Origin of the sequence: Stenotrophomonas sp. ASS1 (assembly GCF_004346925.1) — a bacterium.
Taxonomy (GTDB): domain Bacteria; phylum Pseudomonadota; class Gammaproteobacteria; order Xanthomonadales; family Xanthomonadaceae; genus Stenotrophomonas; species Stenotrophomonas maltophilia_A.
In genome coordinates, this window is sequence record NZ_CP031167.1 from 2,231,199 (window position 1) to 2,255,845 (window position 24,647).

A 24,647-nucleotide genomic window follows, 5' to 3' on the forward strand; every position below is an offset into this window, starting at 1 on the left:
TTTGAGAAAAGTATGCGTCGGGCTTTTCCCTACTTGACCATTACGATTGCGCTGTGCTGTAGACCCTGGAACTCCAGGGAGGGACTTAGAAGCTAGCTGGCTAAGGCGGAGTCTCCGGGAACGTCCCCATGGGGCGTTTCCCGACCTCAATCAGTGCATGTGGCGATGGCTCAGGCGTACCAGGTGATGTGGACTGAGCGATGCTGCGAGCCGGATGGTCCTGACTCAACTCCGATTTCTGGCGTGGTGCGCGATACGGATTGTGGGCCGGTCCATCGCGTGCGATCGCCACGCATACCCGTATCGAAATCTTGGCCTTGGTGCCCTGCTCCGTTACGCACGTGCAGGTGGTGTCCTGCTCAGTCGTGCCGGAAGCCATGCAGTACAGCTCGGGCTGCGATTGCATGGTGCGGTCATCGAAGGCGGGCGCGGACCACGGCTGAAATTCCACACGTGGTTTGTGTTTTTGCACGTATTCTTCGCGGGTGAGGGGCTTTGCCGTCGGCATGCCCGCGCCCAAGGGCGCCAAGGCATCTGCCGCCGGCAAAGCATCGGCCCCCTGCTCTTCCTTCTTCGCAGCTTGTGCGTTGGAGGGTTTGATGAGAAATAACCAGCCCAGCCGCATGATGCCTATCAAGGCGACCACCACTGATAGGTCCTGCCAGACTCGCTTCGGCACCTTGAATTTGTGACTGGCCGTGTGCGACGTTGTGTTGCGATACCTGTCATAGAGGTTCTTCGGATCGATCCAAATTTCCTCGTCGACCTTGTCGTGAATCCGTTCGTCGTAGGGACATGCTGAGCCACTCGATGACGAACACCAGATCAAATCCGCGATGCCGATGCGTAGACATCGAGCGGATGCGTGGATCTGGGCGTCTGCGAGCCGCAGATGGACGAACCTTTTTTGACCGTTTGGGTGCGACTTCCAGCTGAGTCGGCAAGTTTCGAAGCCCCGAAAGCTGCCCCTCTAAAGCGTCATATCTGCCTCACAGGATTCCCGCAGACTGGGGGGGCGCTGCTGCCGCCGGCTGGGCGGCCTGAATACCCTGCCGCAGCTGGCCCTGCCATCTCCCCTGCAGCTGTCGGGGAGATCGTGCAGCGGCGCCAGCCGCCAAGGGGTTTCGCTGCCGGCGATAATGCAGTTGACTGAGCATCGGGCGGCATCGGGCGGTATCGGACATGTCCAAACTGGAGGTGCGTTTGCGAACCCCGCCGCTCGCTTGCTTGAAAATGTCTGATGCCACTTGCGATGCAGCCGCTTCCGTGTATCGGTCAAGCATGGCGAATCGACGGAAGTCCGCTGCATGGTCGTCACAGATAGTGGCGGAGCTGCTCACCGAGGTGCTCCATCGCGATCACTGTCAGCTCTACTGGTTGCTGCGCCGCAGCTGACCTAAGTACCTGCGGCGGCCATCGCGCTGGAGTGCCTGCTTGACCTTCTCATTGACCTTCTCATTGACCTACTCTCAGAACATGCTTTCGTGAATCGCGTTAGCAAGCCCTGGATAGAGCGTGACCTCGAGCGAGGGTGTGATACGCACTACAAGGGTGGTATGCCAATACCGAGACCTGCGATCACCCCGGCCCGGATCGCTGCGTCGCAAGCGAATCACGCAAATCAAATCGCACGCTTGTGCCCTCAGGAACTCTCGTAGGAAGCTGGATCGGCAGGTTGCCCGATCTCCACTTTCGCGCTGGCCTTCATGCCGATCACCATACTGGCACCACGTCTCGACGCGGAAGACGGTCGCGCCGGAGCGGTCCAGCCACTCACGGCCGAAAGAATCCCTCTGAGTCAGGCCGCCGAACTTGATAGCCTCTGTCGTCAACCGGGTCCGTTCAGCAGCGCCCACGACGCCAAACACATCGGTCTGGTCGATGCCAGCCCGGGCATGGGTGATAACCAACCATGGGATAAACGGCGTCTTAAATTTCAGCCATCGAGGATCGCCTTCTTCATGCTCCTCTAGCGTTGGAGCGTCGATCTGGAACGCGTCCTGGGCGGCGACGTTTTTGGCGACGCTATCGCCCTGCTCGGAGGGCACCATCGATGAGCGCACATGGACTTCGACGCCGTCCATCGAATGCCAGTCTCCATCTATGACCAGCCATTCTCCGACCGTGTTTCCTATGCCTAATAGCGAACAGAGCCTGCTCGTGTCGGCAGTAAGTTCAACTCCTTGATCGGTCGCTTCGCGCAGGTTGACGCGAGTCGTCGCCCCGGGCCAGTCAGTGCCGTCGGCCAACCACAGGCCGTCATCGCGGGTGAGCACCTGCTCGCTCAACCACTCCTGCAACGGCTGATTCCCACGGCAGGTGGACACCGCCACTGGAAAATCGCGAAGGAACTGCCCGGCGACGGAATACAGGCCATGCCAGCACAAATGCTCACCGTAGTGATGCTGCGCCTCGGACATCTCACCGTGGCTCCTACCTAGATCCAGGCGACCACCAAGGTCATACATGCTAGTGACGCCCGGCGCACGCTGGTGTACCCAGAAGCTGAGAGCATCGCGCGTCACCCAGCGTTCGCGATCAAAGAGCGAAGCAACCTCCGATACTTCGTTCTTGTCAAAGTCGTATTCTAGGCTGACGTGCCACGCTGGCTCCGGAGACTCCTTCGGGCGAGAGTCATAGAACGACGTTCTCCCGCCTTGGCGCGTGACCATCGGGTATGCGGACTGGTTCACGCGACTCAGCTTGGCTTGCGCCGCCTTAGACAATTTAAAGGCGCCACCTCGGTGACAGGCCAGCAGTGCTTCCTTTGCGAAGTGCTGACGCAACACATGTGGATCATCCTTATCGAATGCGATTTCTTCCAATAACTGACGGTGCGGGGCGACGGCGTTCGGTGCCTCTAGCGCTACGCGAGCCATCGCGATCAGTAACCACAGCTGCGAGTGAAGATAGAAAAACGGCAGCTCTTCAGCGCCGAAGGCGCCAGCGGTCTTGTCGTGGTAGCGCGCAACCACCCGGTGTAGAACATCCGTCCGGCCAAGCCGCACGGCGGATCGCAGGGCATGTGCAGACATCCAGCGTCGTTCGGCGCGGGGCGAGCCCAGCCCGAACCAAATCAGTCCCGCGGCTATATCGATGGGATCGTCACTAGGGTAAACGCCCGGACGCCACTCCCCATCGAGCACCAATGGAGCGAGCTTGGCCGCGCCTCCGCGAAGAAGCCGAGCGAGCGCCGCCTGTGCCGCGCTGGGCTCCGCCCTTGTGCTGAAACTTGCCGCCACACTGAGCCAGACAGCTGCGGGCACCTCGGCCTCTGGTCGGGAGAATTCCTTGAGCAGTGCCACGACCAGCGCGTGGTGCTCGACACCGGTCAGCTCGGCAAGGCGATTGAGCTGGTACTGAGACAATTGTTCGAAGGAGACAAACTCTGATGGATTGGCGTGGATGATCCACGCGGCGCAGTTTGGCCAGATACGGCCCATGGCGTCAGACGCACTCGACCACGCGGCCTTACACAGTTCTAGCTCGTGAATCTTGTCGTACAGATCGAGCTGCTCTTGCCGAGCAATGATCTCGATGTATCTAGTCATCCCCGAGAGCGGAACCTTGGCGCGCAGGACTTCCAGGAAGTCCTGCTCCAGACGCCGCCCCTGAAGCAACCCGTTCAGAGCCTCAAGCGCCTCCGCAATCCCGGCCTCGTCCAGTGGATCGAGCGAAGCTGCACGGGCTTTGGCCCCCGCGATCTGTTTGGCTTGCTCGGCGTCCCAATCTGATCGGTGGGGCACGGAGGTTGGCGCTCGCCAGTTGCTGAGCGAGTTGAACTCCTTGGTAGCCACCGCCATCGCCTTTGCGGATTGCAGCAACTGTGATCGTTCGACCGAGTCGCAGCCCAATGCCCGCTCCGCCAGAAGCGCGAGTGACTCGACATTATCTGAACCATACCCACCGGGATGACACTGCTGATAGTGATGAATCAGCTCTGTCGCCAGGGTCGCAGTGACGCCTGCCGGATGCTTCAGGAGAGAATCTACGAGTTCGACGGTGCTACAGGTACGCAATTCCGCGGGAGAGCTTACGCGCAACATGACCAAGGCCAACGAGGGCTCGAGATCGCCGATATCGATCAACACCTTTAGGTACGGCAGCAATGTATAGTCGAGCGAGATCCGTTCGCGATCCTCCCAGCGAGCCAGCCGTGCCAACCCCTTGGGGCCAGCGGCCCGTGCCAACGCCCGGCCGTAGCCGCTCCAATCGAACTTGTGTTCCTCTCCTAGATTCAGGTCGCAGATGTTCGACAGCGTGTTGCTGTCGGCGTCGTCCAGGCGTGTTCCACGCAGCGTCGCTGCGAAATGCATCAGCTCGCCGACAAACTGCCAGTCGCCCGAGCCTATCGCATCGACCTGTTCCAAGCCGCGATGGAAGTACTCGGCAGCATCGGCGGAACTGGCTGGAACGATAGCCCTAGACAAACGCGCAAATGCTGCGACGCGCTCATTGACATCATCTAGCCGTTCGATCGCTTCGCGAGTGCGCACGGCCGCCTTGCCTGCCGCCATCTGACTCGGCGCCCGTCGTGTCAGGATAGCAATCAAGTCGATGACGTTGGAAACCGGCGCGGCGTCCACGGCGCTCACCAAATCAGCGTACTCAGACACTTCCTTAGTGTCGTGGCCGGCGTCTGCGGACACGGCTAAGGTGAGCAGTCGCTCGCCCACAATCCTGAATTGCCTCTGTGCCGTCAGACCGCCCAAGTAGTAGTCGTTGCTAACGCGCAGGCGATTCCACTTCGCCAATAGCGGGCGCAGCCGCCCATCCCCTGCGCTTGCGTTTCGACTGACCGCTTGTGCGAATGCCTGCGCTACCGAATGCCAGGTTCCCAATCGGGAGTCAAGGAAGCGTTCGGTCCGTTGCAGGTCGTCGTTGTGCAATCGACGAGACGATCCGTCGGACTGCGATTGCGCCTTTACGGCCTCGCGCATCGCTTCCTTTAGCGCCGCGTGGAACTCCTTGCCTTGGAGCGCCGGTGGAATCCCAACTGCTGCGCTCAACAATTCCTGGGGAAGTAGCATCCGTTCTTCGAGTGGCACTCCCTCGGCGAGGGCGCGCATTGTCTTGGCTGCGATGTAAGGATACACATCGCGCGCCCAGCAGTCCTCCAAGAACATATACAACATGGGAGTCTTGAACGCCGCCGCATCTAGGATCGCGATCGCCTCGCCGCTCATTCCCAAGGACGTGGCTACGGCCGCTGCCCGCAGCATGCCGCGCCCAATCGGGGTTTCCTTGGGGTGATAATCGCGCTCGCCCAAGTTCACTGTAGCGCAGACCGATGCCAGCCGGCTGATCAAGGCCCGTTGCCAGGTCTCGTTACCGTCTGCGTGCGCGACAGCAGCTAGCAGCACACCAGTTCGGGCGGATTCTGAGTCAAGCATCGCCTTGAGCGCCCCGCCTGGCCCCCGATCCGCGGGCGAGTTTGCCTGGACAAGGGTAAACATTTGTTCCGCCACTTCGAAGCCATACCAGTCTCGCCAGCCGGCCAGGTCTCGCGCAGCCGCTTCGCCATTGCCTCGGGCCAACCACGACAGAGGGATGGACGCCATGTCGAGAGCTGTCGGACCCTCATCGCGGCGGCGATCCTCACGCTTCTGGTCGTAGTAATGGCGGCGCCACTCTGCGACTCGGTGGGCGTGGTGCGTCGCGTCTGCAACCTCGCCAGCCAAGACATGCGCGATGGTGAGCCGGGCATGCCTGGCGCCTGGCCAGTCCGTGCGTGCTTCGAACAGCCGCCGCAACGAGTCGGCATCGGCGATGGACACCGTCAAATCGGGGTAATCCAGGAGATACTGCGTGCCTCGCTGGTTCATCGCAGCCAGCGTCGATAGCTCGACCAGTAATTGCACGAGCCGACCGTTATCTTCTTGGTCGGCGGCGAATGCTACCGCCGCACGAATGCGCGCCTGCCGGATGGCCTGCTTGCCAGCCGCGCTGGTGATAGCGGCCGGAAGGCGCTCGTCGAAGGCCAGTGCAAACAACTGATCGCCGTCGCCCAGCTGTTGCAGCAAGTCGGGCAGGGTTGTGGCGGCGTAGATGGAGCGATCTTGCATCGCTAGCAGGTTCTTGGCGAGACGGCGTAACGTCGCCTCGTCTGCGGCGTATGATTCGCGGATCAGTCGTTCGGTCGGCTCATCGCGAATCATCAAGCCGTATTTGGTTTGTTCCAGCAACGGTGACAAGTCGGCGCCAAAGCTGTTCACTGCCCCTTCCGCCAAGCCGTTGGCTTCGGCGAATTCACGCACGGGCACGGGCGGCGGCAAGGTCGCAAGTCCTGCCAGGAACGAAGCGATCTCATCCTCTTGGTATCCCTGCCGTCGAGCTTCGGTCAAGGCCTTTGCAATCTTTGATCGGAGCAAGTCGTCGAGCTGAATGACCTTGTCGACTTTCGAGGGCGCAAGCATTTCCGGCCCCTCGTCGACCAGATGCTCGAGGATGCGTGCGTTTCCGCGTGATCTCGACTGGGCGACTTGCACCATTCCCTCGGTCAGACCATCGAGACGGTTCTGCAGGTAGGCCTGGGATTCAATCAGGTTGAATGACCGAAGTTGCAGATGCTCGCATGCGGCGCTGCCGATCGCGCTTTTTAGGCGATAACCCCGTGCGCTAACCACCACCTGCACACCCGGAATCGACCCCGCGATACTTAAGTCTTCGAGCAGAAGACGCGGGAACGCGGTCTCTCCGCGCAAGTCGGCGTGCTCGCCGGCATTGTCGATTGCGTCAAGTAGCAACACGAGCTGTCGATCCGGCGAGACCGAGCGAAGCGTCTCGACTGCTTGGGTCAATCTCGATCTGAACGTCCGGATCAGGTCACTATCACTGGCAGTGCTAGGCAGCATGGGGTCGCACAGGCTGCGGCTCGCCAACAGGTTGGCGATATGGATCAATCCACGTTGCGGCAGGTGACGAGCGTCGGATGCCGCGCGGTACTGCCCCATACCAAAGCAATCGAACAGAACGACATCATGATCCTGGCCCAGCTTCCCCGCCAGTGATTGCATGAAGACCGTCTTACCGACGCCGCCGTCCGCGTGGATAAGCAGAGGCTGATTCAGGGCCGGAATGCGGGCAGCCACCGACGCCAGTTGGTCGCGTTCCAGTACTGCACCGACATCCGGGAAGCTCTCGCGGACCGGCAAAAGGTCATCTTCGTGCTGCAAATCAAGTGCGGAGAGCACGTCGGCGCGCAGGATGACATTACGATGCTGGGCTATGAGACCAGCCTTCGTGCGCGCCAACTCGCGTAGGTTGCTAAGTCGAATCCTGGACTGCGGGTCCCGGGCGACCGACCAATCCGCCAAGGCAACGGCCAGCTCATGCTTGCTCTGGCGCAGGTCCCCGGTGATCCCCGTCAGACGAAGCCGGGCTGCGAACTCAGCCAGATCCTTGCCCCGCAAGTTGATCGCCTCGCTGAGCTGCTTGGCCTGCGTCTTGGCAACGCCCTTGAGTGTAACTCCGTCTCGCAACGCCATCACGGCTTGTTCGAGCTCGGGCAGGATCGGACGATTGGTGATGAGCTCGAAGCGAAGACGACTGCGTGCTGCCCCAACACCGTGTTCGCGCTTGAGCGTGCGATAGGTGTGCGAGAACTTCTCCACAGTGTGCTTGGCATCGGCCGCCCGAAACGGCTTGTTCTCGGATGCCTTGGAATACTTGACCTGGACCACGACGACCCGGTCCGCATCCAGGAACGTCGCGGCGGATCCGTAGTACAGCACCGCGTCGGCGATCTCGGTTGCGTCCTGGGAGACCCGGTCACTGGGGGAGAAACCCTCGATCGCGACGCCGACAAAACCATCTTGCGGAAGCAGCAACCCCAAGCTCTTGCGGGCCACCCACGCTTCGTGGAATTCATGACCGTCGCGGGAGGCGCGAACACTGTCGACGTGAACTGGAGATTTTGCCACTGGGTCCCTCTTTCGTTGCACGCGCCCTACAGGTCCAGCAATCGCCAGATGGCCTGCTTCTTCGCTTGGTAGGCGTCTTCGATGAACTCTTTGTGGTCGTCCGACTGAGTATCGTCGAAGTGGCTTTGCTCGTTGCGATTGAACTGACTCAGCCAGCTGTCGTTCGCTTCCCGATGCTCATCCAGGACACGCAACTGGGCCAGATGCTTGTCGAGGTCTAGGCTAGGCTGGCTGGAATAGCCCGACCCGATGCGCCGGTTGAGCACCGCCTGCAGCTGCAAATGGCCGGCTTCGGTGGACGTCGTGCCATCGCGCACGTAGACAACGCTTGTCCGCAGGCCCTCCCCTTCTCTTAGGGCCAGGAGCGGCAGGACTTTAGGATCGTCTTCCACAAGTAAGACCTGGAACGACTTGCCCACTAGCGCCTCGTATTCGGACGCGCCGAAGGCAAAGTCAAGAATTTGGTACTCCAGCGGCTTGGGCAGATAGCCGCTGAGCGGCGGGATCAGCTGTGCCTTGTCCTTGATGCTCGGCAAGCCGATCGGAACGAGGCTGCCATCCGCCTGTTGCGACACACCCACGACGAGCGCGCCACCGCCTGAGTTCGCCAAGGCCAAGATGTGGCGGGCGAGCTTTGGCAGTGCAGGCCAATCGGACTTGAAGTCCAGGTAGTCGGTCTCGCCGATGTTGCGACGAAGCAGATCACGCAGCGCCTCACGGGTTGGCGCCGTAAAGAACCGGGCGAAGGTTTCGTGCTGTTCTTTTAGAATCGTCATCCAAAGTGAACTCGAGGTGCGAACGAAGTATCCGGACTGCTTGGTCGGGGTGATCTGCCGACTCAATTCGCTTGGCTACATTCAATGCCGCGAGCCAGACCAGTAGGCTGACGTCTGCAATGCCTAAGCCGGGCCACTCTACGAGGCGTGCATCGATCTGAATCTAATGCTGGGCCTCACTCGGGTCGACAGGGTCGATTAGACCTTTACGCACAAGGCTATTGAGCAAAAATTTGGCTGCCTGCGGTTCGCTAAGCCCTCCGATTTGAGTGGATTCTTGGCCGCGTTCGCCGTGAACTGTGATGAGACCTTGGTCAACAAAATACTCAGCCTCGTAGATCTTCCCGCCATGCACTATCTCGATCTTTCCCACAAATCACCGTCATTTAATTAATTGCTATAACCAAAGAGGGGGATGCTAGGTGCACTTCATACGCCCCGTCCGTCAGTGCAGCCCCGCCACATAGTGACATGCAGAGCTCCGCCTCGCAGAATCCAATCCCATTAATGTGACGCGTCACGCCGAGCCGCCCATCCCATTGGCGCCCCACCTCTCTCCCACTATAGTGCCAACCCCCACAAGGACGAGGCGGCGCACATGCCCTACATCGGAATCGGACTACACGTACTGGCAGCCATCTACTTCGCGGTGCACGCCATCCGCTCGGGCCAGAGCCTCTACTGGCTGATCCTGCTCTTCTCGTTCCCGCTGCTTGGCAGCGTCGTCTACTTCCTGGCGATCTACTTCCCGGAAGCCCGCAACTCGCGCGGCGCGCGGCAGGCAATCCGCTCCGCCAAGCAACTCATGGACCCGGGCCAGGATCTGCGCAACGCTCGCGCTGAGCTGTCGCGAACGCCCACCGTGCAGAACCGGGTTCGTCTTGGCATGACGCTGCTGGATGCCGGCCAAGCGGAGGAAGCCAGGACCCTGCTTGAGCAGGCGGCCAGCTCGCCACTGGGTGACGACCCCTACATTCTGACCGGCCTTGCCCGTGCCCGCCTTGAGTCCGGACACGCCGCACTTGCAGTCGAGACGTTGGACGGCCTGTTTGCCCGCCATCCGGAAGTGCGCCGCAAGCCGGAACAGACCCTGCTTTACGCGCAGGCGCTGGCTGCTGCACAGGCACCTGGTACCCGCGCCGCGTTCGAGCGCGCCGTGGAATGTGGAAATGATGCGGCCGCCCGCTGCCTGTACGCCGAGTGGCTGATGGCACAACCGCAGCCTGCTGACCGTGAGCAGGCTCGCAGCCTGTTCGCCAGCATCATCGACGATGCCCAGCACTGGTCGCGCCACGCGCGCAGCCACAATGCCGCCTGGCTGGAGCGAACCAAAGCCGCATTGAAGGGCTACTGACGCCTGGCGGCCTTTGGCAATCCTGTCGCATCCGCCTCGCTCACAGCCTCGCCGGGCGGATGGCGGCAGCGCGCAGGACTGCACCACCGACATTGCCTATAGCCTTGCGGCGCAAGGCTCCAGCCTCATTGCGCCGCATGCAACGATTCTGAAAACGTTGAAAGTGGTGACGGCATCGGCCCTACTGCATTGGCATCGCGCACAACCGGGCGTATTCCTTGCTGTGCCACCTTGAACAGGTGGCCGGGCTTCGAAACCCCGGTTGTGCAATCGTAAAAAGCGCTTGCCAGTCGGCACCACTCCGGGTGGTGCCGACTGGCAATCCGTCAGCCGGCTATGGCGGGCGGTGCGTGGGGGCCTTGCGCCCGCCGGTCTGATTGCACACCGGGTTTCGAACCTCGCACCGTCCGCCACCTCTATCGGTGGCGGCTTCTGCATGCACGCAAGGAGCCCAGCCATGACCCAGCCCCACTCCCCTGCCCCGCACCCGATCCACGACGCGCCCGCCAACGGCCCCGTGCTGGATCCGAACACGCTCGTCGCCCTGCTGCACAGCATCGGTTCGGGTGCCGCCTCCGATGGTCAGCCCTGGCCAGAGCGCCATCAGATGCCGGGCCGGCGCATTGCCTTGGCGGATACCGATTGCTCGCTGGCCGGCCTTCGCGTGGTCTTGGAGATTCTGCTGGCCGCGCAGCGCGCCCGCGAAAATGGCGAGCTGGAGCAGTACGTTGGCCCGCGCGTGATGGAGGGGCTGATCATGGCCGGAATCGGCCTTACCGCACACGCCAGTACCCGACTGCATCCGGAGGGCTGAGTGGCGTGGTGGCGCTGGGCGGCCAATGCGCCCTGTCTTGTGGTGGTGGTTGCGGCACAGGCGCAGTGGCCTGCGCCGCCGGTGCCCTCGCCTGTCGCGTTCGAAAGCATCACCGACAATCGCTTTTCACAACTGCGCCGCCAAGCGATGCAGTTCGTGGCGTCTCGGCCACGACAGGGCTTCCAGTTTGTTGAGCGGCATCGAGATGCCGAGTTCCAGGTTCATTGCCGAGGCATACCAGTGCTGTGGCTGGAGAGGCGCTCGAAACATCTGCTGTTGCAGGTCTCACTGGACGCGGACCAGCGGGCGCCCGTCGTTCTGCAGCTGCGGGCAATCCTCCAATGGCAGTTGGAGCCATTGGATCATCTGGAACAGGTGCTGGCTGGTGTGCCGGAGCCTGTTCTGATGGACCGGATGCTGCAGGTTCTCGCTGGCCAGGTCCCTGATGGGGCGCGATGTGGCGTGCTGTAGTCGAGCGTGGCTCGACTCTACAATGGTGTTGGCTGCAGCCGACGCGGGCCAGGCGCCAGCGCTCCCTCCGTAGCTGCATGTTTCGGCATCCCTTGCCACAGGAGGCTGCATGCTTGCGGCCCTATCGGCAGATTACGTGCCAGCACGGCACGTCCTTGGAAGACCTATGAGGCCTTCGCTTGCCGGAGACGAAGCAGGCCGACAGACCCGACTTTCCACATGGCAAATGCTATGCAAAGAGCGAATGCCACAAATGCCAAGCCCGCAAACCCATAGTCTCGCCTGCCATCAGCAAGATCAATCAGCACGAAAACAAGGAGTACTGAATTCACGGCAGCCCCAAGGCAGGCAACCAGCCTGAGTGCCCAGAAGAACATGATGTAGTAAGCCCGAAGAAATCTCTTGTATCTACTCATCTCAAGGGCACCCGGACCCTTTCCCCGCCTGCAACCCAATTACGTAGAGCCTGACTGAGCCGCCACGCTCGCATCCCAAGTAGGAAGACGGCGTCTCTCTTCCTATCGTTTGCTGGCACATCGCTGAGCCGCCATGCGAGCCGCTTGCTCAAGCTCGGAAGCCGCGTCCCTCACGCCCTTCAGCGCGGCACTCTTGAGCCATGCGTATGCCTCACTGGATGACTCACAGTCCTGTTTGTCCCTCAACATGAAGAACACGTTGTACTGTGCAATCGGGTGCCCCAGCGCTGCGGCATAGACAAGCCACATATGGGAGCTGCCGGCCATGCCTTTGCCCTCAAAGTGGCGTGAAATTCGAAACGCCGCCTCAGCGTCGCCTGCATCTGCGCGCCCAATCAACGTGCGTAGCTGCTTGTCATCAAGCACCGCGGCCCCGTCCGTTGCGATCGAGCCGTCAAGCTCAACTTTCGGCCTGTCCGGTTGAGGGGGCGCCTGCGCATTAGCCAACCCTGTGCCTGCCAGGTACAGGAGAAGACCGGTTGCCCTGAATATGGTCATCTGATGGCGCCGCCCTTGCTCATGAAATCCACCTGTTCCTCAAGATTGCTGTTGTGCTTTCCCCATGGGGGTGTTTTTTTCCGCAGTTCCCTTGATCTGGATGCCTGGAGCTTGTCTTGAAGAAGGGGGTGCGGGTTCTCGCTTGCGATGTGTCTGGTGGGGCGCGATGTGGTGTGGTGTAGTCCAGCATTGCTCGACTCTACAGAGGCGCGGGCTGCGGCGGCTCAGGTTCGTGGATGGAGCCTTCGAGCAAGGCGACGTAGGTGTCCAGGCGGATGCGCATGCTGATCAGCATCCAGCCCAACAGGTACAGAAGCACCATGGCGAGGATCAACAACCCGCCGACCAGGCTGACGTCGAAGGCGCCTGCCCAGTCGCCCCATTTCCATCCCCGGAACTGCAAATAGAACGCAATGAGCAGCGGGAATGGCCCAAGGCGTTGCAGCCCGCCGTACATCAGGCCCATGCGCTCGATCATGTTGTTGCGCAGCTGACTGACATACTTGAGGCGGCGCTCGCGCTCAATGCGAGGGAAACGGCGAAGCTCGGTAACCACCGCTTGCCAGTGGGCGAAGTCACCGTCCATCTCCTTGGCGTGCGACAGCCGTGGCTGACTGAATTGGCGGATGCCTCTGCGGGCCGCCAGGGCGCCCCCAACAATGAAGCCCCCGATTTCGATTGCCAGGCAGGCAATAACCACCTGGAGTACTGCGCCAATAGGCAGCCATCGATCCGGAAGCTGGGCAGTAAGTATGCCAATGATCGCCGCACCCATGCCGATGCGAAACGACCAGGTCTCCACCCTGCCCGCCTTACGATAGATGCTATGTTCAACCAGCCCTTGCACCCGCTGGTAGAGCCAGTGGAAGGTCAGCTCCTGTTGCTTCGTCCTGTCCGGCGAATCGAATCCGCCCTCTGCCTGCATATCCATTGCGTCCCCCTGCCCGCCGGCGCAGATGCCGGCGCCACCATCGTAGCCGACGACTCACCTCCCGGCATCGATCCAGCCCGCAAGGCGAGCACGCGCGAGATCTTCTGGCGTGTCGATATCCAGGCCCAGCTCCGGCGCTTGAAGGACATGCACGGCATCGATGGGAAGCTGCCTCAAGCGCGCTCCGAAGCCGCGGTCACCGCTTGCACCCACCTGATTGAACCATGCGCGCGGCACCACTGCAGGAATGCCAAGCGCGTTTCCGTGACGGGTGCCGGCGCACCCTGACGCCGAAGCGCGGGCACCCAAAAGCAACGCCTGCAGATGGGAGTGCTCGATCGCGGGCTGGTCGCATGCCACGACCATCACGGCGGCCACCGCGGGCAGCAGGTGTGTGCCAGCAACCTGCAGGCTGCTGGCCAGGCCGCTTTCCCAGTGGTGGTTGGTTACCGGGGTGGCATCCAGTCCGGAAATACTGGATGTCACGGCCTGTGCGTTCCCGCCCACCACCACCAGCACCTGCGATGGCGCAAGCTCCAGCGCCAACCGCACTACGCGATGCACCAGGGTCTCGCCCTGCCGGGTCAGCAGCTGCTTGGGCTGGCCAAGCCGGGTGCTCCCGCCCGCAGCAAGCACCACGACCGCATGCGCGGACGTCACCTGCCGGCCGTGCTGCGCCATTGCTGCAGCTGTGCGGCGATGCTGAGCGAAATCGCCTCCGGCCCTCGGCCGCCGATGTTGAGGCCGACCGGCGATCGAAGTCTCGGGGACAGGCGGTGGCGCTGATCCGGGGTCAGCAGCTTGAACAGATCCTCACGCCTTCGCCGCGGACCCAGAAGTCCAATGAAAGCAGCCTCGGTATCGGCCAGGGCCACCAGCGCCTCGCGGTCCAGCTCGAAGTCGTGGTGCATCACCAGCACCGCGTCGCACGGGTCGGCGTGGAGGGCCTCGGCCGGGCTCACCTGGAGCTGTGCATCCGCGCCCTGCCCCGCTGAGGACCAGCGCGCTCGTCGTTCGGCCACGCTGACCCGCCACCCCAGGCCCCGCAGCAACGGAACCAGGAAGGGCGTTTCTGGACCGCCCCCCAACACCAGGGCCCGCGGAAGCCGGGGCAACGGCAAACGCCACGCTGCTTCTCCAAAGGGCTGCGCCCCGTCCATCGGGTGCAGCTGCCATGCCTGCTCGCGATGGCCGGCGCGGAAAACGATCTGCCCCGACGTGCGAAGGTCGCGCTGAAGTGACACCCCCTCGCGCAGCCAAGCCTCGATCACGGTGTCGATGCCCGTCATGACCCGCAACGGCAGAAGCGCAATCCGAAGCCGGCCGCGGCAGCCGAGCGCGGACCCACTCAACAGGTCGTCGTCACTGCGGGTGTCGATCTCGATCCAGTCGACCTGCCCTGCCGCGCTCACCTGCTGCGCGCGGCGCGCGAGCTCGGGCTCCAGGCATCCGCCGCTGAGCCAGCCGACCTGGCTGCCGTTGCAGAACAGCACCATGTCGCCGGCACCGGCGTAGGTGGAGCCATCGGCTTCCAGCACCAGCGCAAGCACGGCGTGCTCCCCCGCGCGCACGCGCGTCAAGGCCGCCTCGAGCACGCTACGCGGGCTGCCTTCGGCGAGGAAGCCCGGCGTTGCGGACAGGTGTGCGGCAGGATCCCTGGGGTCCACTCCCTCTGCCGAAGAGGGCTCCAGCACGGGTGAGGCCGCGGGTCGGTCCATGCGCAAGGGTCAGCCCACGTCGGGCAAGCCGGGCAACAGCTTGTCCAGGGTGATGGGATAGTTGCGCACGCGCACACCGGTGGCGTTGTAGACCGCATTGGCGATCGCGGCCCCGACACCACAGATGCCCAGCTCACCGACGCCCTTGGCCTTCATTGGCGAGATCACCGGATCCAGCGTGTCGAGGAAGACCACCTGCTGGTGTGGAATATCGGCGTGCACGGGAACCTCGTATCCCGCCAGGTCGTGGTTGATGAACAAGCCAAGCCGTTTGTCGACCACCAGTTCCTCCATCAGGGTCGCGCCTGCGCCCATCACCATCCCGCCGATGACCTGGCTGCGTGCGGACAGCGGGTTGAGGATCCGGCCGCCATCGCATACGGCAAGCATCCTGCGGATGCGCGTCTCTCCCGTGTAGGCATGCACGGCGACCTCGCAGAAATGCGCTGCATAGGTGCCGACGTCGTACCCCTGCTTGAAGTTGCCGAAGGCAATACCGTCCTCTGCCGACAGTGTCCCCGCTTCGGCCAGGTCGATGGTCCGCCCACCCGCTTGGATGTGGCCATTGGCGAAGTTTGCGGTGTCGCCGTCGAAGCCTAGTTTCTCGCCCACCTTGCGGCGCAGGCTGACGCACGCCGCGTACACGCCTGCGGTGGAGCTTGCCGCGCCCCACTGGCCACCGGAACCGGCGGAGGCGGGATGACGCGAGTCGCCGAGGGTCACCTGGACCCGGTCCAGCGGCACGCCCATGGTCTCGGCCGCCGTCTGCGCGATGATCGTGTAGGAGCCGGTGCCGATGTCGGTCATGTCGGTTTCCACGATCACCCCGCCCTGGCCGTCGAGCCGGACCCGGGCCGCCGACTTCATGGTGGGTGCGCCGCGATAGCCGGCGGACACGCCCATGCCGACCAGCCAGTGCCCTTCCCGTACCTGCGCCGGCTTGGCGTTGCGCTTGTTCCAGTTGAAGCGTTCCGCGCCCTCGCGCAGGCAGCGCACCAGGTTGCGGTCGGAGAACTTCTTGCTCGGATCGCCGGGTACGACCTCGGGCTCGTTGAGGATGCGGAACGCGATCGGGTCGAGGCCCAGCTTCTCGGCCATTTCGTCCATCGCCACTTCCAGCGCCATGTGGCCCGGTGCTTCGCCCGGCGCGCGCATCGCATTGCCTTCGGGCATGTCGAGCGTGGCGATGTAGTTGGCCACCAGGCGGTTGGCGCCTGCATAGAGCTTGGGCGTCTGCAGGGTGCCGTTCTCGCCGTCCTCGCCGTTGATGTTGCCCGACCAGTTCTCATGGGCGATGGCGGAGATCCTGCCGTCCTTCGCGCAACCGATCCGGACGCGTTGGATGGTCGCGTGCCGGTGCGTGGTGTTGTTGGGCATCAACGGGCGTTGCAGCGCGATCTTCACCGGCCGCCCGACCTGCTTGGCGGCCAGTGCGGCCAGCACTGCATCGGCGCGGATGAACAGCTTGCCGCCGAAGCCGCCGCCGATATAGGGCGAGTCCACACGTACCTTGTCGGGATCGATGCCGAGGATCGCCGCCATGCCCTGCCTGGCCCAGTCGATCATCTGGTTCGAGGTCCACAGGGTGAGCGTGTCGCCTTCCCAGGCGGCGATGGTGGCGTGCGGCTCCATCATCGAATGACTTTCGTCGGCTGTGTGGTAGGTCTCGTCGAGCTTGACCGCCGCGCTCGCGTAGGCGGTGTCGAAATCGCCCAGCGTCTGCCGGTCGGGCTTGCCACCGCGCCCCTTTGCCAGCGGCGCGGACGGCGCCAGCGCTGGGAAATCGAAGCGCCCCTTGCCGCGCTCGTAGCGGGTGCGGATCAACGCCGCAGCGGCGCGGGCCTGCTCGAAGGTCTCGGCCACCACGCAGGCAATGGCCTGGTGGTAATGGGCGACCTCGGGCCCGCCGAACAGTGGCGCATTGTTCCAGTTGGATGTGCCGACCGGTTTGGTCTCCGGTGCGGTGATCACCGCCAGTACGCCGGGTGCGGCACGTGCGCGGGAGGCATCCATCGAGATGATGCGCCCCTTGCCGATGCCCGCGCCGACGATGTAGCCGTAGACCTGGTTCGGCGCCACGTCATGGCGCTCGTAGGCATAGGGGGCGGTGCCAGTGGTCTTGCGTGGGCCGTCGATGCGCGGCGTCGACTTGCCGACCACCTTGGCCTTGTCGAACAGGTTGTCGCCGGCGGGGGCGTTGAATTCGAGGGGCATCAGCGCTCTCCTTCGGCCAGAACGGCGACGAGGGTGCGCTCGGCAAGCGCGATCTTGAACGCGTTCTCCTGCGTTGGACGGGCACCGGCGAACACCTGCCGGGTCGCGGCCTTGACGCCGTCGCGCAGCAGGGGTTCGGCTGCTTCGATGCGCCACGGCTTCGGCGCGACCCCGCCGAACGCGAATCGCGCCGAGCCGTCACGCTGCACGACCGCGGCGACCGACACCAGTGCGAACGCATAGGACGCGCGGTCACGTACCTTGTGGTAGACGTGCCGGCCGCCCAGCGGTTCCGGCAGCGTAACGTGGGTGATCAGCTCACCGCGCTGCAGCACGTTGTCCTGCTGTGGCGTGTCGCCTGGGGAACGATGGAACTCGGCAATCGGGATGCTGCGCGTGCTGCCGTCACCCTTGACGGTCTGGATCGTGGCGTCCAGCACGCGCAGCGCCACCGCCATATCGCCGGGATAGGTCGCGATGCAGCTGTCCGAGGTGCCGATCACGCCCATCTGCCGGGAGAACCCCTCGAGCGCGCCGCAGCCTGATCCGGGCAGGCGCTTGTTGCAGGGCAGATGGGGGTCGTAGAAGTACGGGCAGCGGGTGCGCTGCAGCAGGTTGCCGCCGGTGGTGGCCTTGTTGCGCAGCTGCCCGGACGCGCCTGCCACGATCGCGCGGGTCAGCACACTGTAGTCGCGGCGCACGCGCTCATGCGAGGCCAGCGCGGTATTGGTGACCAACGTGCCGATGCGCAGGCCGCCGTCGTCGGTGGGTTCGATCCTGTCCAGGCCGATGTCCTGCACGTCGACCAGGTGCGCGGGCGTCTCGACCTCCAGCTTCATCAGGTCGAGCAGGTTGGTTCCTCCCGCCAGGAACTTCGCGCCCTCGGTGCCGGCGACGGCCTTGGCGGCCTCGGCCGGGGACTTCGCGCGCTCGTAACTGAAGACCTTCATGAGCGCCCCCTTCCAGAGGTCGTGCCAGCGACCTCTTGCATCGCCTCGGCAATGTTGGAATAGGCGCCGCAGCGGCAGAGGTTGCCGCTCATGCGTTCGCGCATCTCCATGTTGGTGGCCTGGGGCCGTGCGCTGACATCGGCCTGCGCATGGCTGGGGACACCGCGCTTGATCTCGTCCAGTACCGCCACCGCCGAACAGATCTGCCCCGGCGTGCAATATCCGCACTGGTAACCGTCATGCTTGATGAAGGCGGCCTGCATCGGATGCAGGTCATCAGGGGTTCCGAGGCCTTCGATGGTGGTGATGGCATCGGCCTGGTGCTGCACCGCCAGGCTGAGGCAGGCATTGATGCGTTCACCGTTGACCAGCACGGTACAGGCGCCGCACTGACCGTGGTCGCAGCCCTTCTTGGTGCCGGTCAGTTTCAGATGTTCGCGCAGGGCGTCGAGCAGCGTCGTGCGGGTGTCCAGCTCGAGCTCACGATGCGTGCCGTTGACCGTCAACGCCACCGTGCTGATGACCGGCGGCCTGGGCGGCGGGGATGCCGCCAGTTCGGCGGCGAGCGATGACGCCCCCGGTGCGGCGGACATCGCCATGGTCGTGGCGCCGCCGGCGATCACCTGGCGACGCGTCAACTTCATTCCTTCGTCCCAACTTGGCACAGTGACCTCCTGGCGTTCGGGGAAACCCCGTGGCTGGATGGACGCGCTCAGACTACCCGAGGGGCACTATGCCCGGCTGGGTAGTACAGATCTGTGAAGCCTGTCCAGCGTGTGCCTGCATCGTCGGCCGAGCCTGCTGGCCGGTCATCTTCAACGCCGCCTCTGGCAAACGTGCGCCTGGTGGGCAGCGTATCGATGCCCGGGTAAAGCCGCCCAGACAGGCCCACGGCGCGCCGTGGGCTGGTCTGCGGAACTGCGCCACGCGGCGCTCGGATACGGTGCCGCGTCGGTGGTCAGCAATCGCTGTGGTCCGGGCGAGCTGCCACGGCCGTGCGTGATGCTGGACTCATTGCCGTGTGGATCGACTGCGGGAAGACGCCAGAAGGATGATCGGCACATAGCAGGCCAACGCCCCCATGGCCAGGCCCATGGCCTCGAGTTCCCAGTTCCTGCGGTACGGCGAAGGCCCGATGAAGGCCCAGATCAGCAGGAGCGTCCCAATTACAAGCATGGTCTTGTTGGCTGCTGAGATGAGCTTGGCTGCAGAGGGATACCCTAGATTGGGGTCGAACGGGCCGAGCATCCAGCCGAGGCTCTTGAAGTAGTCACGCGCAAGAAAGAACAGGAAGACAAACACCCCCATGAGCACGCTCGCCAGCAGCTGATAGTGCGGTTCCATGGCAACCTCTTGAGGGGATCTGGCGTTTCCACGCGTGGACGTCCCGCAGCTTAGCCGGATTTAGATGAGGCGTGCATCCGTTGACCGGAAGCGGACGTCAGGGCAATAGTCGAGATCCTATGTTCGTGGTCAAGCCTGCTGGAAGCAGGCTTGACCCACCTTCAGCATGGCCGGATCGAAGTCCCGGCCGCTTTTGAAGACACCCCAGGCGATCCTGGCCAGCTTTCTGGCCAGGATGTTGAAGACGGCGGTGCTGGGGTGACCGCGTTTTGACAGCTCGTCGTAGAGCGGTTGCCCCCGGCGACACCGCTTGAGCCCCATGGCGGCCATGTAGAGCATCTGGCGCAGCACTGGCGCGCCCTGTTTGGACAGCCGACGCCGTCCCGTTCTTCCGCCAGACTCGTTGGGCCGGGGATCCAGGCCGGTGCAGGCGATCCACGCGTTGGCGTTGGCCAACGGCCAGCGCGTCATGTAGTAGATCAGGTGAGCGGCGACAGCGGGGCCGATACCAGGGATGGTCAACAGGCGCTTGTAGAGCGTGCCATGCTCTCCATCGCGACCCAAGCGCTGCAGTTCGCTTTCCAGCTCGGACAGCGTCCCAGCCAGAGCGCAGAACAGATCTGACAGCTCCCCGGGGGCACTTTTGCTTACCCCGAAGGATTGCTCCAGGCGCGCGCGTGTCTTTACCAGCGTCTGCCGCTTGCGCAGCAAATCGTGCATCTGCTGCTGCTCATCGGTACGCGGTACGTATTCACGCAGGCGATCGTTCTCCTTCTTCACGTATCGGGCGATCGCTTCGGCGTCCATGGCGTCCGTCTTGCCACGCGAGCCCGTCGCCCGGCCGTAGTGCTTGATCAGACGTGGATTGATCACATAGACAACGTGGCCTGCCTGGCCAGCCATCCGAGCCAACAACTCGTAGTACCGCCCCGTCGCCTCCATGCCAATCCGGCATCGCTGGGGCAAGGTGTTGAGCCACTGGGCTATGCCGGCCCGGGTGTTGGCGATCCTGTCGCCGGCCTTGCGGTCGGCCACTGCCGGTACGAACTCCTTGGAGTCCACGTCCACGCCAATATCGAGAGAATCAGACATTTGTACGGCTCCCAGCTATCTTTAAGGGGCTGGGGTGGTACCGCACCGACGTTAGCTTGCCTACATCGACGATCCCCTTTGGGGGCCGTACGATCCTTTATCGACGTTCGTGTGCGGGATGGGGATCGCTCGACTCGTCTGTCGGCTAGTATCCGCAGATGCATGCTTGACGGTCCCTCCACCCTGGCTCCTACATACCGCGTAGGAGCCGGGAGGAACATACAAGCATGGCTCGACTCTACAGTGGCGCACCCTGCGGGCCGACCCGCACATGCACCACATGGCTGATGCCACGATGGAACATCTTGGCGTATGGGCAGACGCGTTCGGTATTGCGCACCAGTTCGCCGGCCAGGTTCGCATCCATGCCGGGAAGATGGACCACGATCTCGGCAGACAGCAGGTACAGCCCATCTGCCGGATCACGGGCGAAGGTGACCTCCACTTCGACGCTGGGGTTGTGCAGCAGCAGGCCGGCACGCGCGGCCACCAGCACCATGGCGCCGTGGAAGCAGCCGGCGTAGCTTGCCGCCAATAGCTGCTCGGGATTCGATCCGCCGCCAGGCCCACCGAGTTCTGGCGGCAGGCGCAGGTTCACCGCCAGTGCACCGTCGTCCGATCGCACCACGCCGGACGCGCGCCCGTGCTGGGCCTGGCCACCGCTCACCCGCACGCGGCCGGTGTACAGCGGCTGCACGTCGTCGCCCTGGTAGCGGTCCAGCATGGCGGGCGAAGGTGGCTTCAGCTCGATCATTGGCAGGCGATCGATGCCCGCTCAGGCGGGCTGCCGCTGCAACAGGCCGGACTGCTGCAGCCAGGCGTCGAAGCCGACCTGCCCCAGCCACGCCTGCGCCACCGGCAGCAGCGTATCGATCTGCAGCGGCGCACCGAAGTACAGGGCCTCGGCGTCTGCCACGACCTGTCGCGGGTCGCCGGTCCGCTGCAGATACTGCCTGGCCAGATCCGCCATCGCGACGCGCTGGGGGCCCGCAATTTCCACTACGCCATTGCGGGGTGGCTGCTGCGCGATGCGTGCCACCGCTTCGGCAACATCCTCGGCGGCAATGGGCTGAACGTCGGCGGCCGGCAGCCGCACGGTCGTCCCATTGCCGGCGGACTGGATGATGCCCGGCAGGAACTCGAAGAACTGCGTGGAATGGATGATGGTGTACGGCAGGCCCGAATCGCGGATCAGGCGCTCCTGGGCGATCTTGCCGCGGAAGTAGCCGCTGGCCGCAAGCTTGTCGGTGCCTACGACGGAAAGCGCAACGTGGTGGCGTACGCCGGCACGGGCGGCGGCGGTCAGGACGTTGTGGCCAGCGGTCTCGAAGAACGAAAGCACTGCCGCATCTTCGAACGAGGGCGAGTTGGCGAGGTCCACCACCACGTCGACCCCGTCCATGGCGGCGCCCAGGCCTTCACCGGTCAGCACATCCACGCCGGTGGAGGACGCGGCCACCACGATGTCATGCCCGGCGGTGCGCAGGCGCTCAACCACCTTGCTGCCGATGCGGCCGGTACCACCGATGACGAGGAATTTCATGACGTGTCTCCTGGAATGTGGAAGGGGCGACCGGCTGTGGCCGGGCATGCTGGAATCGTAGGCCGCGTGGGCGCGGGGCAGTAGGTCCGCGCTGGGGCGCGCACTGTTGCCCGGCACGCACCAATGCTTCAGGCCCAGGCGGGCTGTGCCTCTGGCTTCATGGACGTGGCCTGTTGGCGCGCTTCCCAATGCGAGATCACATCCAGCTCGAGCGCGCGCACCCGCTGCGTGCTGAAGTCGATGAAGGCCCGCACGCGCTTGGGAAGCTGGCGGCGGCTGAGGTAGCACAGGTAGTGGCCGCGATCGAGCGGCGCATGCCGATCCAGGCAGGTCACCACCCTGCCCGCCCACAGCGCTTCACGTATCTGATAGCTGGGCAGCTGGGCGATGCCCAGCCCGTCGATGACGGCCTGCAGGGCCAGGTCGGCATCGTTGAACACCAGTGCGGCCGGCGGCTGCAGGTGCACATCGGTGCCGTCGACCCGGAATTCCCAGGGCTGCATGCGCCCACCCGGCAGGCGCCGCCCGATGCAGGCATGCGTGGACAGCGCATCCACCGACGACGGTAGACCCTGCGCCCGCACGTACGCTGGTGATGCACACACCACCAGCTGCATCGGCACCAGCTGCTTGGCGATCACCTGGCTGTCTTCCAGCAGGCCGTCGCGGAACGCCACGTCGATGCGGTCACCGGCCAGGTCGGGGGCCTGCTCGTCCAGCAGCAGTTCTACCGAGACCTGCGGGTACTCGGCGCGGAAGGCGGCCAGCAAGGGGGCGATCACCCGCCGGCCGAAGCCGTGGCTGGCACTGATGCGCAGGTGCCCGCGCGGCGGGCCCTCGCGCAGGTCGCGCATTTCCTCCAGCGCCTGCAGGATGCAGTTCACGCCCGGGTTGCAGCCCTCCAGGAACAGCTCGCCTTCGCGGGTCAGCGTGGTCGAGCGCGTGGTGCGCAGGAACAACCGCACGCCCAGCTGGCTTTCCAGCTTCTGCACGCTGCGGCTGACGGCCGAACGGCCAATGCCGAGGCGGTCGGCCGCGCGGGCGAAACTGCCCTCGGCCGCCACTGCAATGAAGGCCAGCACGCCGGCGTAGCTGGTGGAGAAGGATGCAGTGAGCGCATCGTGCCCGTCGCTGGCCGGGTTGGGCTGTGCGATGTTCATGGGCGGCCTGGCTCCAGGCGGGCACGGCGTGCGTGCAGGTGGTTCCGCGCCAGCGCCAGGCGCTGCCTGCACGCGGAAAGGTCGAGCCCCAGCAGAGGCACAATGTCCTCGAACCCGGCGCCCAGCACGTCGTGCAGCAACAGCACCGCACGTGCATCGGGCGGCAATTCGCGCAGTGCGGCCAGGAAGGTCTGCCAGACCTGTTCGCTGGCAGGGCGGAATGCGGTGCGCAGGTGCGATGAGGTGTCCATGCCCGGCAGACGGCCGAGCATCGGCCGCTGTGACAGGCCATTGGTGTTTTTCATGCAACAGCGTGCGGCCCGGCCACGGCCTACCGGCAGCGCGGGCGCAGGCCTAGCCTCGCTGTGTCCTTCACTCGCTACAGGAACACGCCATGACCGCACGTCTGGATTACGCCGCGCAATCCCCCGAACTGTTCAAGAAGCTCGGCCTGTACTCGCATGCCGCCCATACCGCCTCGATCGAAGCGGCCATCATCGATCTGGTCAACATCCGCGCGTCGCAGCTCAACGGCTGCGGCTTCTGCCTGGACATGCACGTGAAGGAGGCCACCCTGCGCGGCGAGCGCCCACTGCGCCTGCATCACCTGGCGGCATGGCGTGAATCGACGCTGTTCAGCCCGCGCGAGCGCGCCTGCCTGGCCTGGACCGAAGTGCTGACCCAGTTGCCGGCGCAGGGTGTGCCCGACGAGCTGTACGCGCGGGTGCGCGGCCAGCTGTCCGAGCAGGAGATCGTCGACCTGACCCATGCGGTGATGGCGATCAACGCATGGAACCGCGCCAACGTCGCCTTCCGTACTACGCCCGGCATCCTGGACGCGGCCTTTGGCCTGGACAAGGCCGGCCTGGCCTGATCGATCCGCCGCTGCCCCATGCAGCGGCCCTCCCCTGCCGCACTGGAGACCTGCCATGCGTCGTTCTGTTCTGGCCCTGCTTGCGCTGCTGCCACTGTGCAGCGCTGCTGCCTCCCCGCCCCCTGCTGCGCCCGAGCCCCTGGTACGCGAGGTGATGACCCGCGCCCTGCCGGAGCAGCCCGGCAAGGAAGCGCTGATCCTTACCGTGGAATACCCGCCGGGTGGCGCCGATCCGGTGCACCGCCACGATGCCCATGGCTTCGTCTATGTCCTGGAAGGACGGATCGTGATGGGCGTGGCCGGCGGCAAGGAAGTCACCCTCGGCCCGGGCGAGGCCTTCCATGAAGGCCCGGCCGATCTGCACACCGTGGGTCGTAACGCCAGCGCTACCGAGCCGGCGAAGTTCGTGGTGTTCCTGATCAAGGACATCGGCAAGCCAGCGGTTCTGCCGCCGCACTGATCACACGTCGGGCGCTGGCACCAACGACAGGTCCCCGGGTGTCACAATCC

The 24,647-nt window shown here is 64.0% G+C and carries 21 protein-coding genes; 5 read left to right on the forward strand and 16 right to left on the reverse strand.

The window, feature by feature from the left end; genetic code table 11:
* Nucleotides 1–100 precede the first annotated feature (100 nt).
* The 3 genes from MG068_RS10535 to MG068_RS10555 form a co-directional block, all read right to left on the reverse strand.
* A complete protein-coding gene (locus MG068_RS10535; protein ID WP_240792132.1) occupies nucleotides 101–829 on the reverse strand; it encodes a hypothetical protein in 729 nt (242 codons plus the stop codon).
* Nucleotides 830–1,469: 640 nt separating this feature from the next.
* Complete coding sequence (locus MG068_RS10550; RefSeq protein ID WP_132810108.1) at nucleotides 1,470–7,850, reverse strand: NACHT domain-containing protein; 6,381 nt, start codon at nucleotides 7,848–7,850, stop codon at nucleotides 1,470–1,472.
* A gap of 98 nt (nucleotides 7,851–7,948) precedes the next feature.
* On the reverse strand, nucleotides 7,949–8,764 hold the full coding sequence (locus tag MG068_RS10555) for an AlbA family DNA-binding domain-containing protein (RefSeq protein WP_132810109.1): 816 nt from the start codon (nucleotides 8,762–8,764) through the stop codon (nucleotides 7,949–7,951).
* Between the two features lie 532 nt (nucleotides 8,765–9,296).
* Between MG068_RS10555 and MG068_RS10560 the strand changes: the two genes are divergently transcribed.
* The 3 genes from MG068_RS10560 (at nucleotide 9,297) to MG068_RS10570 (ending at nucleotide 11,337) form a co-directional block, all read left to right on the forward strand.
* A complete protein-coding gene (locus MG068_RS10560; protein WP_132810110.1) occupies nucleotides 9,297–10,052 on the forward strand; it encodes a tetratricopeptide repeat protein in 756 nt (251 codons plus the stop codon).
* A 457-nt stretch (nucleotides 10,053–10,509) separates the two neighbouring features.
* Complete coding sequence (locus MG068_RS10565) at nucleotides 10,510–10,866, forward strand: hypothetical protein (RefSeq protein WP_132810111.1); 357 nt, start codon at nucleotides 10,510–10,512, stop codon at nucleotides 10,864–10,866.
* Nucleotides 10,867–11,337 carry a hypothetical protein gene (locus MG068_RS10570; protein WP_132810112.1) on the forward strand — a complete coding sequence of 157 codons (471 nt, stop codon included), beginning with the start codon at nucleotides 10,867–10,869 and terminating at the stop codon, nucleotides 11,335–11,337.
* Nucleotides 11,338–11,855: 518 nt separating this feature from the next.
* Here the strand turns inward: MG068_RS10570 and MG068_RS10575 are convergent.
* The 13 genes from MG068_RS10575 to MG068_RS10635 form a co-directional block, all read right to left on the reverse strand.
* Nucleotides 11,856–12,311: an SEL1-like repeat protein gene (locus MG068_RS10575; RefSeq protein WP_132810113.1), complete on the reverse strand. Its 456-nt coding sequence runs from the start codon at nucleotides 12,309–12,311 to the stop codon at nucleotides 11,856–11,858.
* A 199-nt stretch (nucleotides 12,312–12,510) separates the two neighbouring features.
* Nucleotides 12,511–13,242, reverse strand: coding sequence for a hypothetical protein (locus MG068_RS10580; RefSeq protein WP_132810114.1), 732 nt, complete (start codon nucleotides 13,240–13,242; stop codon nucleotides 12,511–12,513).
* 54 nt (nucleotides 13,243–13,296) lie between these two features.
* On the reverse strand, nucleotides 13,297–13,923 hold the full coding sequence (locus tag MG068_RS10585) for a nucleotidyltransferase family protein (protein ID WP_132810115.1): 627 nt from the start codon (nucleotides 13,921–13,923) through the stop codon (nucleotides 13,297–13,299).
* Entirely contained in the window at nucleotides 13,899–14,960 is a 1,062-nt protein-coding gene (locus MG068_RS10590) for an XdhC family protein (protein ID WP_132810116.1), read from the reverse strand. Before MG068_RS10590 ends, MG068_RS10585 begins: the two co-directional genes overlap by 25 nt.
* Before the next feature lie 9 nt (nucleotides 14,961–14,969).
* Nucleotides 14,970–17,174, reverse strand: a complete 2,205-nt coding sequence (gene paoC / locus MG068_RS10595; RefSeq protein WP_132810117.1) for an aldehyde oxidoreductase molybdenum-binding subunit PaoC — start codon at nucleotides 17,172–17,174, stop codon at nucleotides 14,970–14,972.
* Nucleotides 17,174–18,124 (reverse strand): FAD binding domain-containing protein, encoded by a 951-nt coding sequence (locus MG068_RS10600; protein WP_132810118.1) that lies wholly within the window; start codon nucleotides 18,122–18,124, stop codon nucleotides 17,174–17,176. The genes paoC and MG068_RS10600 overlap by 1 nt, the downstream gene beginning before the upstream one ends.
* A complete protein-coding gene (paoA, locus tag MG068_RS10605; RefSeq protein ID WP_132810119.1) occupies nucleotides 18,121–18,768 on the reverse strand; it encodes an aldehyde dehydrogenase iron-sulfur subunit PaoA in 648 nt (215 codons plus the stop codon). The genes MG068_RS10600 and paoA overlap by 4 nt, the downstream gene beginning before the upstream one ends.
* A 367-nt stretch (nucleotides 18,769–19,135) precedes the next feature.
* Nucleotides 19,136–19,468 (reverse strand): hypothetical protein, encoded by a 333-nt coding sequence (locus MG068_RS10610; protein ID WP_132810120.1) that lies wholly within the window; start codon nucleotides 19,466–19,468, stop codon nucleotides 19,136–19,138.
* A 129-nt stretch (nucleotides 19,469–19,597) separates the two neighbouring features.
* Nucleotides 19,598–20,560 carry an IS110 family transposase gene (locus MG068_RS10615; RefSeq protein ID WP_132808894.1) on the reverse strand — a complete coding sequence of 321 codons (963 nt, stop codon included), beginning with the start codon at nucleotides 20,558–20,560 and terminating at the stop codon, nucleotides 19,598–19,600.
* A 238-nt stretch (nucleotides 20,561–20,798) separates the two neighbouring features.
* A complete protein-coding gene (locus MG068_RS10620) occupies nucleotides 20,799–21,314 on the reverse strand; it encodes an OsmC family protein (protein WP_132810121.1) in 516 nt (171 codons plus the stop codon).
* Between the two features lie 21 nt (nucleotides 21,315–21,335).
* Complete coding sequence (locus tag MG068_RS10625) at nucleotides 21,336–22,103, reverse strand: SDR family oxidoreductase (protein ID WP_132810122.1); 768 nt, start codon at nucleotides 22,101–22,103, stop codon at nucleotides 21,336–21,338.
* A gap of 128 nt (nucleotides 22,104–22,231) precedes the next feature.
* A complete protein-coding gene (locus MG068_RS10630; RefSeq protein ID WP_132810123.1) occupies nucleotides 22,232–23,263 on the reverse strand; it encodes a LysR family transcriptional regulator in 1,032 nt (343 codons plus the stop codon).
* Nucleotides 23,260–23,568: a sigma factor-like helix-turn-helix DNA-binding protein gene (locus MG068_RS10635; protein ID WP_049401564.1), complete on the reverse strand. Its 309-nt coding sequence runs from the start codon at nucleotides 23,566–23,568 to the stop codon at nucleotides 23,260–23,262. The genes MG068_RS10630 and MG068_RS10635 overlap by 4 nt, the downstream gene beginning before the upstream one ends.
* A gap of 89 nt (nucleotides 23,569–23,657) precedes the next feature.
* On the opposite strand from MG068_RS10635, the gene MG068_RS10640 reads away from it, so the two are divergent.
* Nucleotides 23,658–24,137, forward strand: a complete 480-nt coding sequence (locus tag MG068_RS10640) for a carboxymuconolactone decarboxylase family protein (RefSeq protein WP_071228236.1) — start codon at nucleotides 23,658–23,660, stop codon at nucleotides 24,135–24,137.
* Nucleotides 24,138–24,192: 55 nt separating this feature from the next.
* Nucleotides 24,193–24,597, forward strand: a complete 405-nt coding sequence (locus MG068_RS10645) for a cupin domain-containing protein (RefSeq protein WP_132810124.1) — start codon at nucleotides 24,193–24,195, stop codon at nucleotides 24,595–24,597.
* Nucleotides 24,598–24,647: the final 50 nt, after the last annotated feature.

Excerpts from the sequence above, each read along its gene's own strand:
- MG068_RS10630 (WP_132810123.1), bottom strand. The coding sequence starts at position 23,263 with ATGAACATCGCACAGCCCAACCCGGCCAGCGACGGGCACGATGCGCTC.
- paoA (WP_132810119.1), bottom strand. The coding sequence starts at position 18,768 with ATGAAGTTGACGCGTCGCCAGGTGATCGCCGGCGGCGCCACGACCATG.
- MG068_RS10640 (WP_071228236.1), top strand. The coding sequence starts at position 23,658 with ATGACCGCACGTCTGGATTACGCCGCGCAATCCCCCGAACTGTTCAAG.
- MG068_RS10590 (WP_132810116.1), bottom strand. The coding sequence starts at position 14,960 with ATGGACCGACCCGCGGCCTCACCCGTGCTGGAGCCCTCTTCGGCAGAG.
- MG068_RS10575 (WP_132810113.1), bottom strand. The coding sequence starts at position 12,311 with ATGACCATATTCAGGGCAACCGGTCTTCTCCTGTACCTGGCAGGCACA.
- MG068_RS10625 (WP_132810122.1), bottom strand. The coding sequence starts at position 22,103 with ATGAAATTCCTCGTCATCGGTGGTACCGGCCGCATCGGCAGCAAGGTG.
- MG068_RS10580 (WP_132810114.1), bottom strand. The coding sequence starts at position 13,242 with ATGGATATGCAGGCAGAGGGCGGATTCGATTCGCCGGACAGGACGAAG.
- MG068_RS10600 (WP_132810118.1), bottom strand. The coding sequence starts at position 18,124 with ATGAAGGTCTTCAGTTACGAGCGCGCGAAGTCCCCGGCCGAGGCCGCC.
- MG068_RS10620 (WP_132810121.1), bottom strand. The coding sequence starts at position 21,314 with ATGATCGAGCTGAAGCCACCTTCGCCCGCCATGCTGGACCGCTACCAG.
- MG068_RS10560 (WP_132810110.1), top strand. The coding sequence starts at position 9,297 with ATGCCCTACATCGGAATCGGACTACACGTACTGGCAGCCATCTACTTC.
- paoC (WP_132810117.1), bottom strand. The coding sequence starts at position 17,174 with ATGCCCCTCGAATTCAACGCCCCCGCCGGCGACAACCTGTTCGACAAG.
- MG068_RS10645 (WP_132810124.1), top strand. The coding sequence starts at position 24,193 with ATGCGTCGTTCTGTTCTGGCCCTGCTTGCGCTGCTGCCACTGTGCAGC.
- MG068_RS10610 (WP_132810120.1), bottom strand. The coding sequence starts at position 19,468 with ATGGAACCGCACTATCAGCTGCTGGCGAGCGTGCTCATGGGGGTGTTT.
- MG068_RS10635 (WP_049401564.1), bottom strand. The coding sequence starts at position 23,568 with ATGAAAAACACCAATGGCCTGTCACAGCGGCCGATGCTCGGCCGTCTG.
- MG068_RS10565 (WP_132810111.1), top strand. The coding sequence starts at position 10,510 with ATGACCCAGCCCCACTCCCCTGCCCCGCACCCGATCCACGACGCGCCC.
- MG068_RS10585 (WP_132810115.1), bottom strand. The coding sequence starts at position 13,923 with ATGGCGCAGCACGGCCGGCAGGTGACGTCCGCGCATGCGGTCGTGGTG.
- MG068_RS10615 (WP_132808894.1), bottom strand. The coding sequence starts at position 20,560 with ATGTCTGATTCTCTCGATATTGGCGTGGACGTGGACTCCAAGGAGTTC.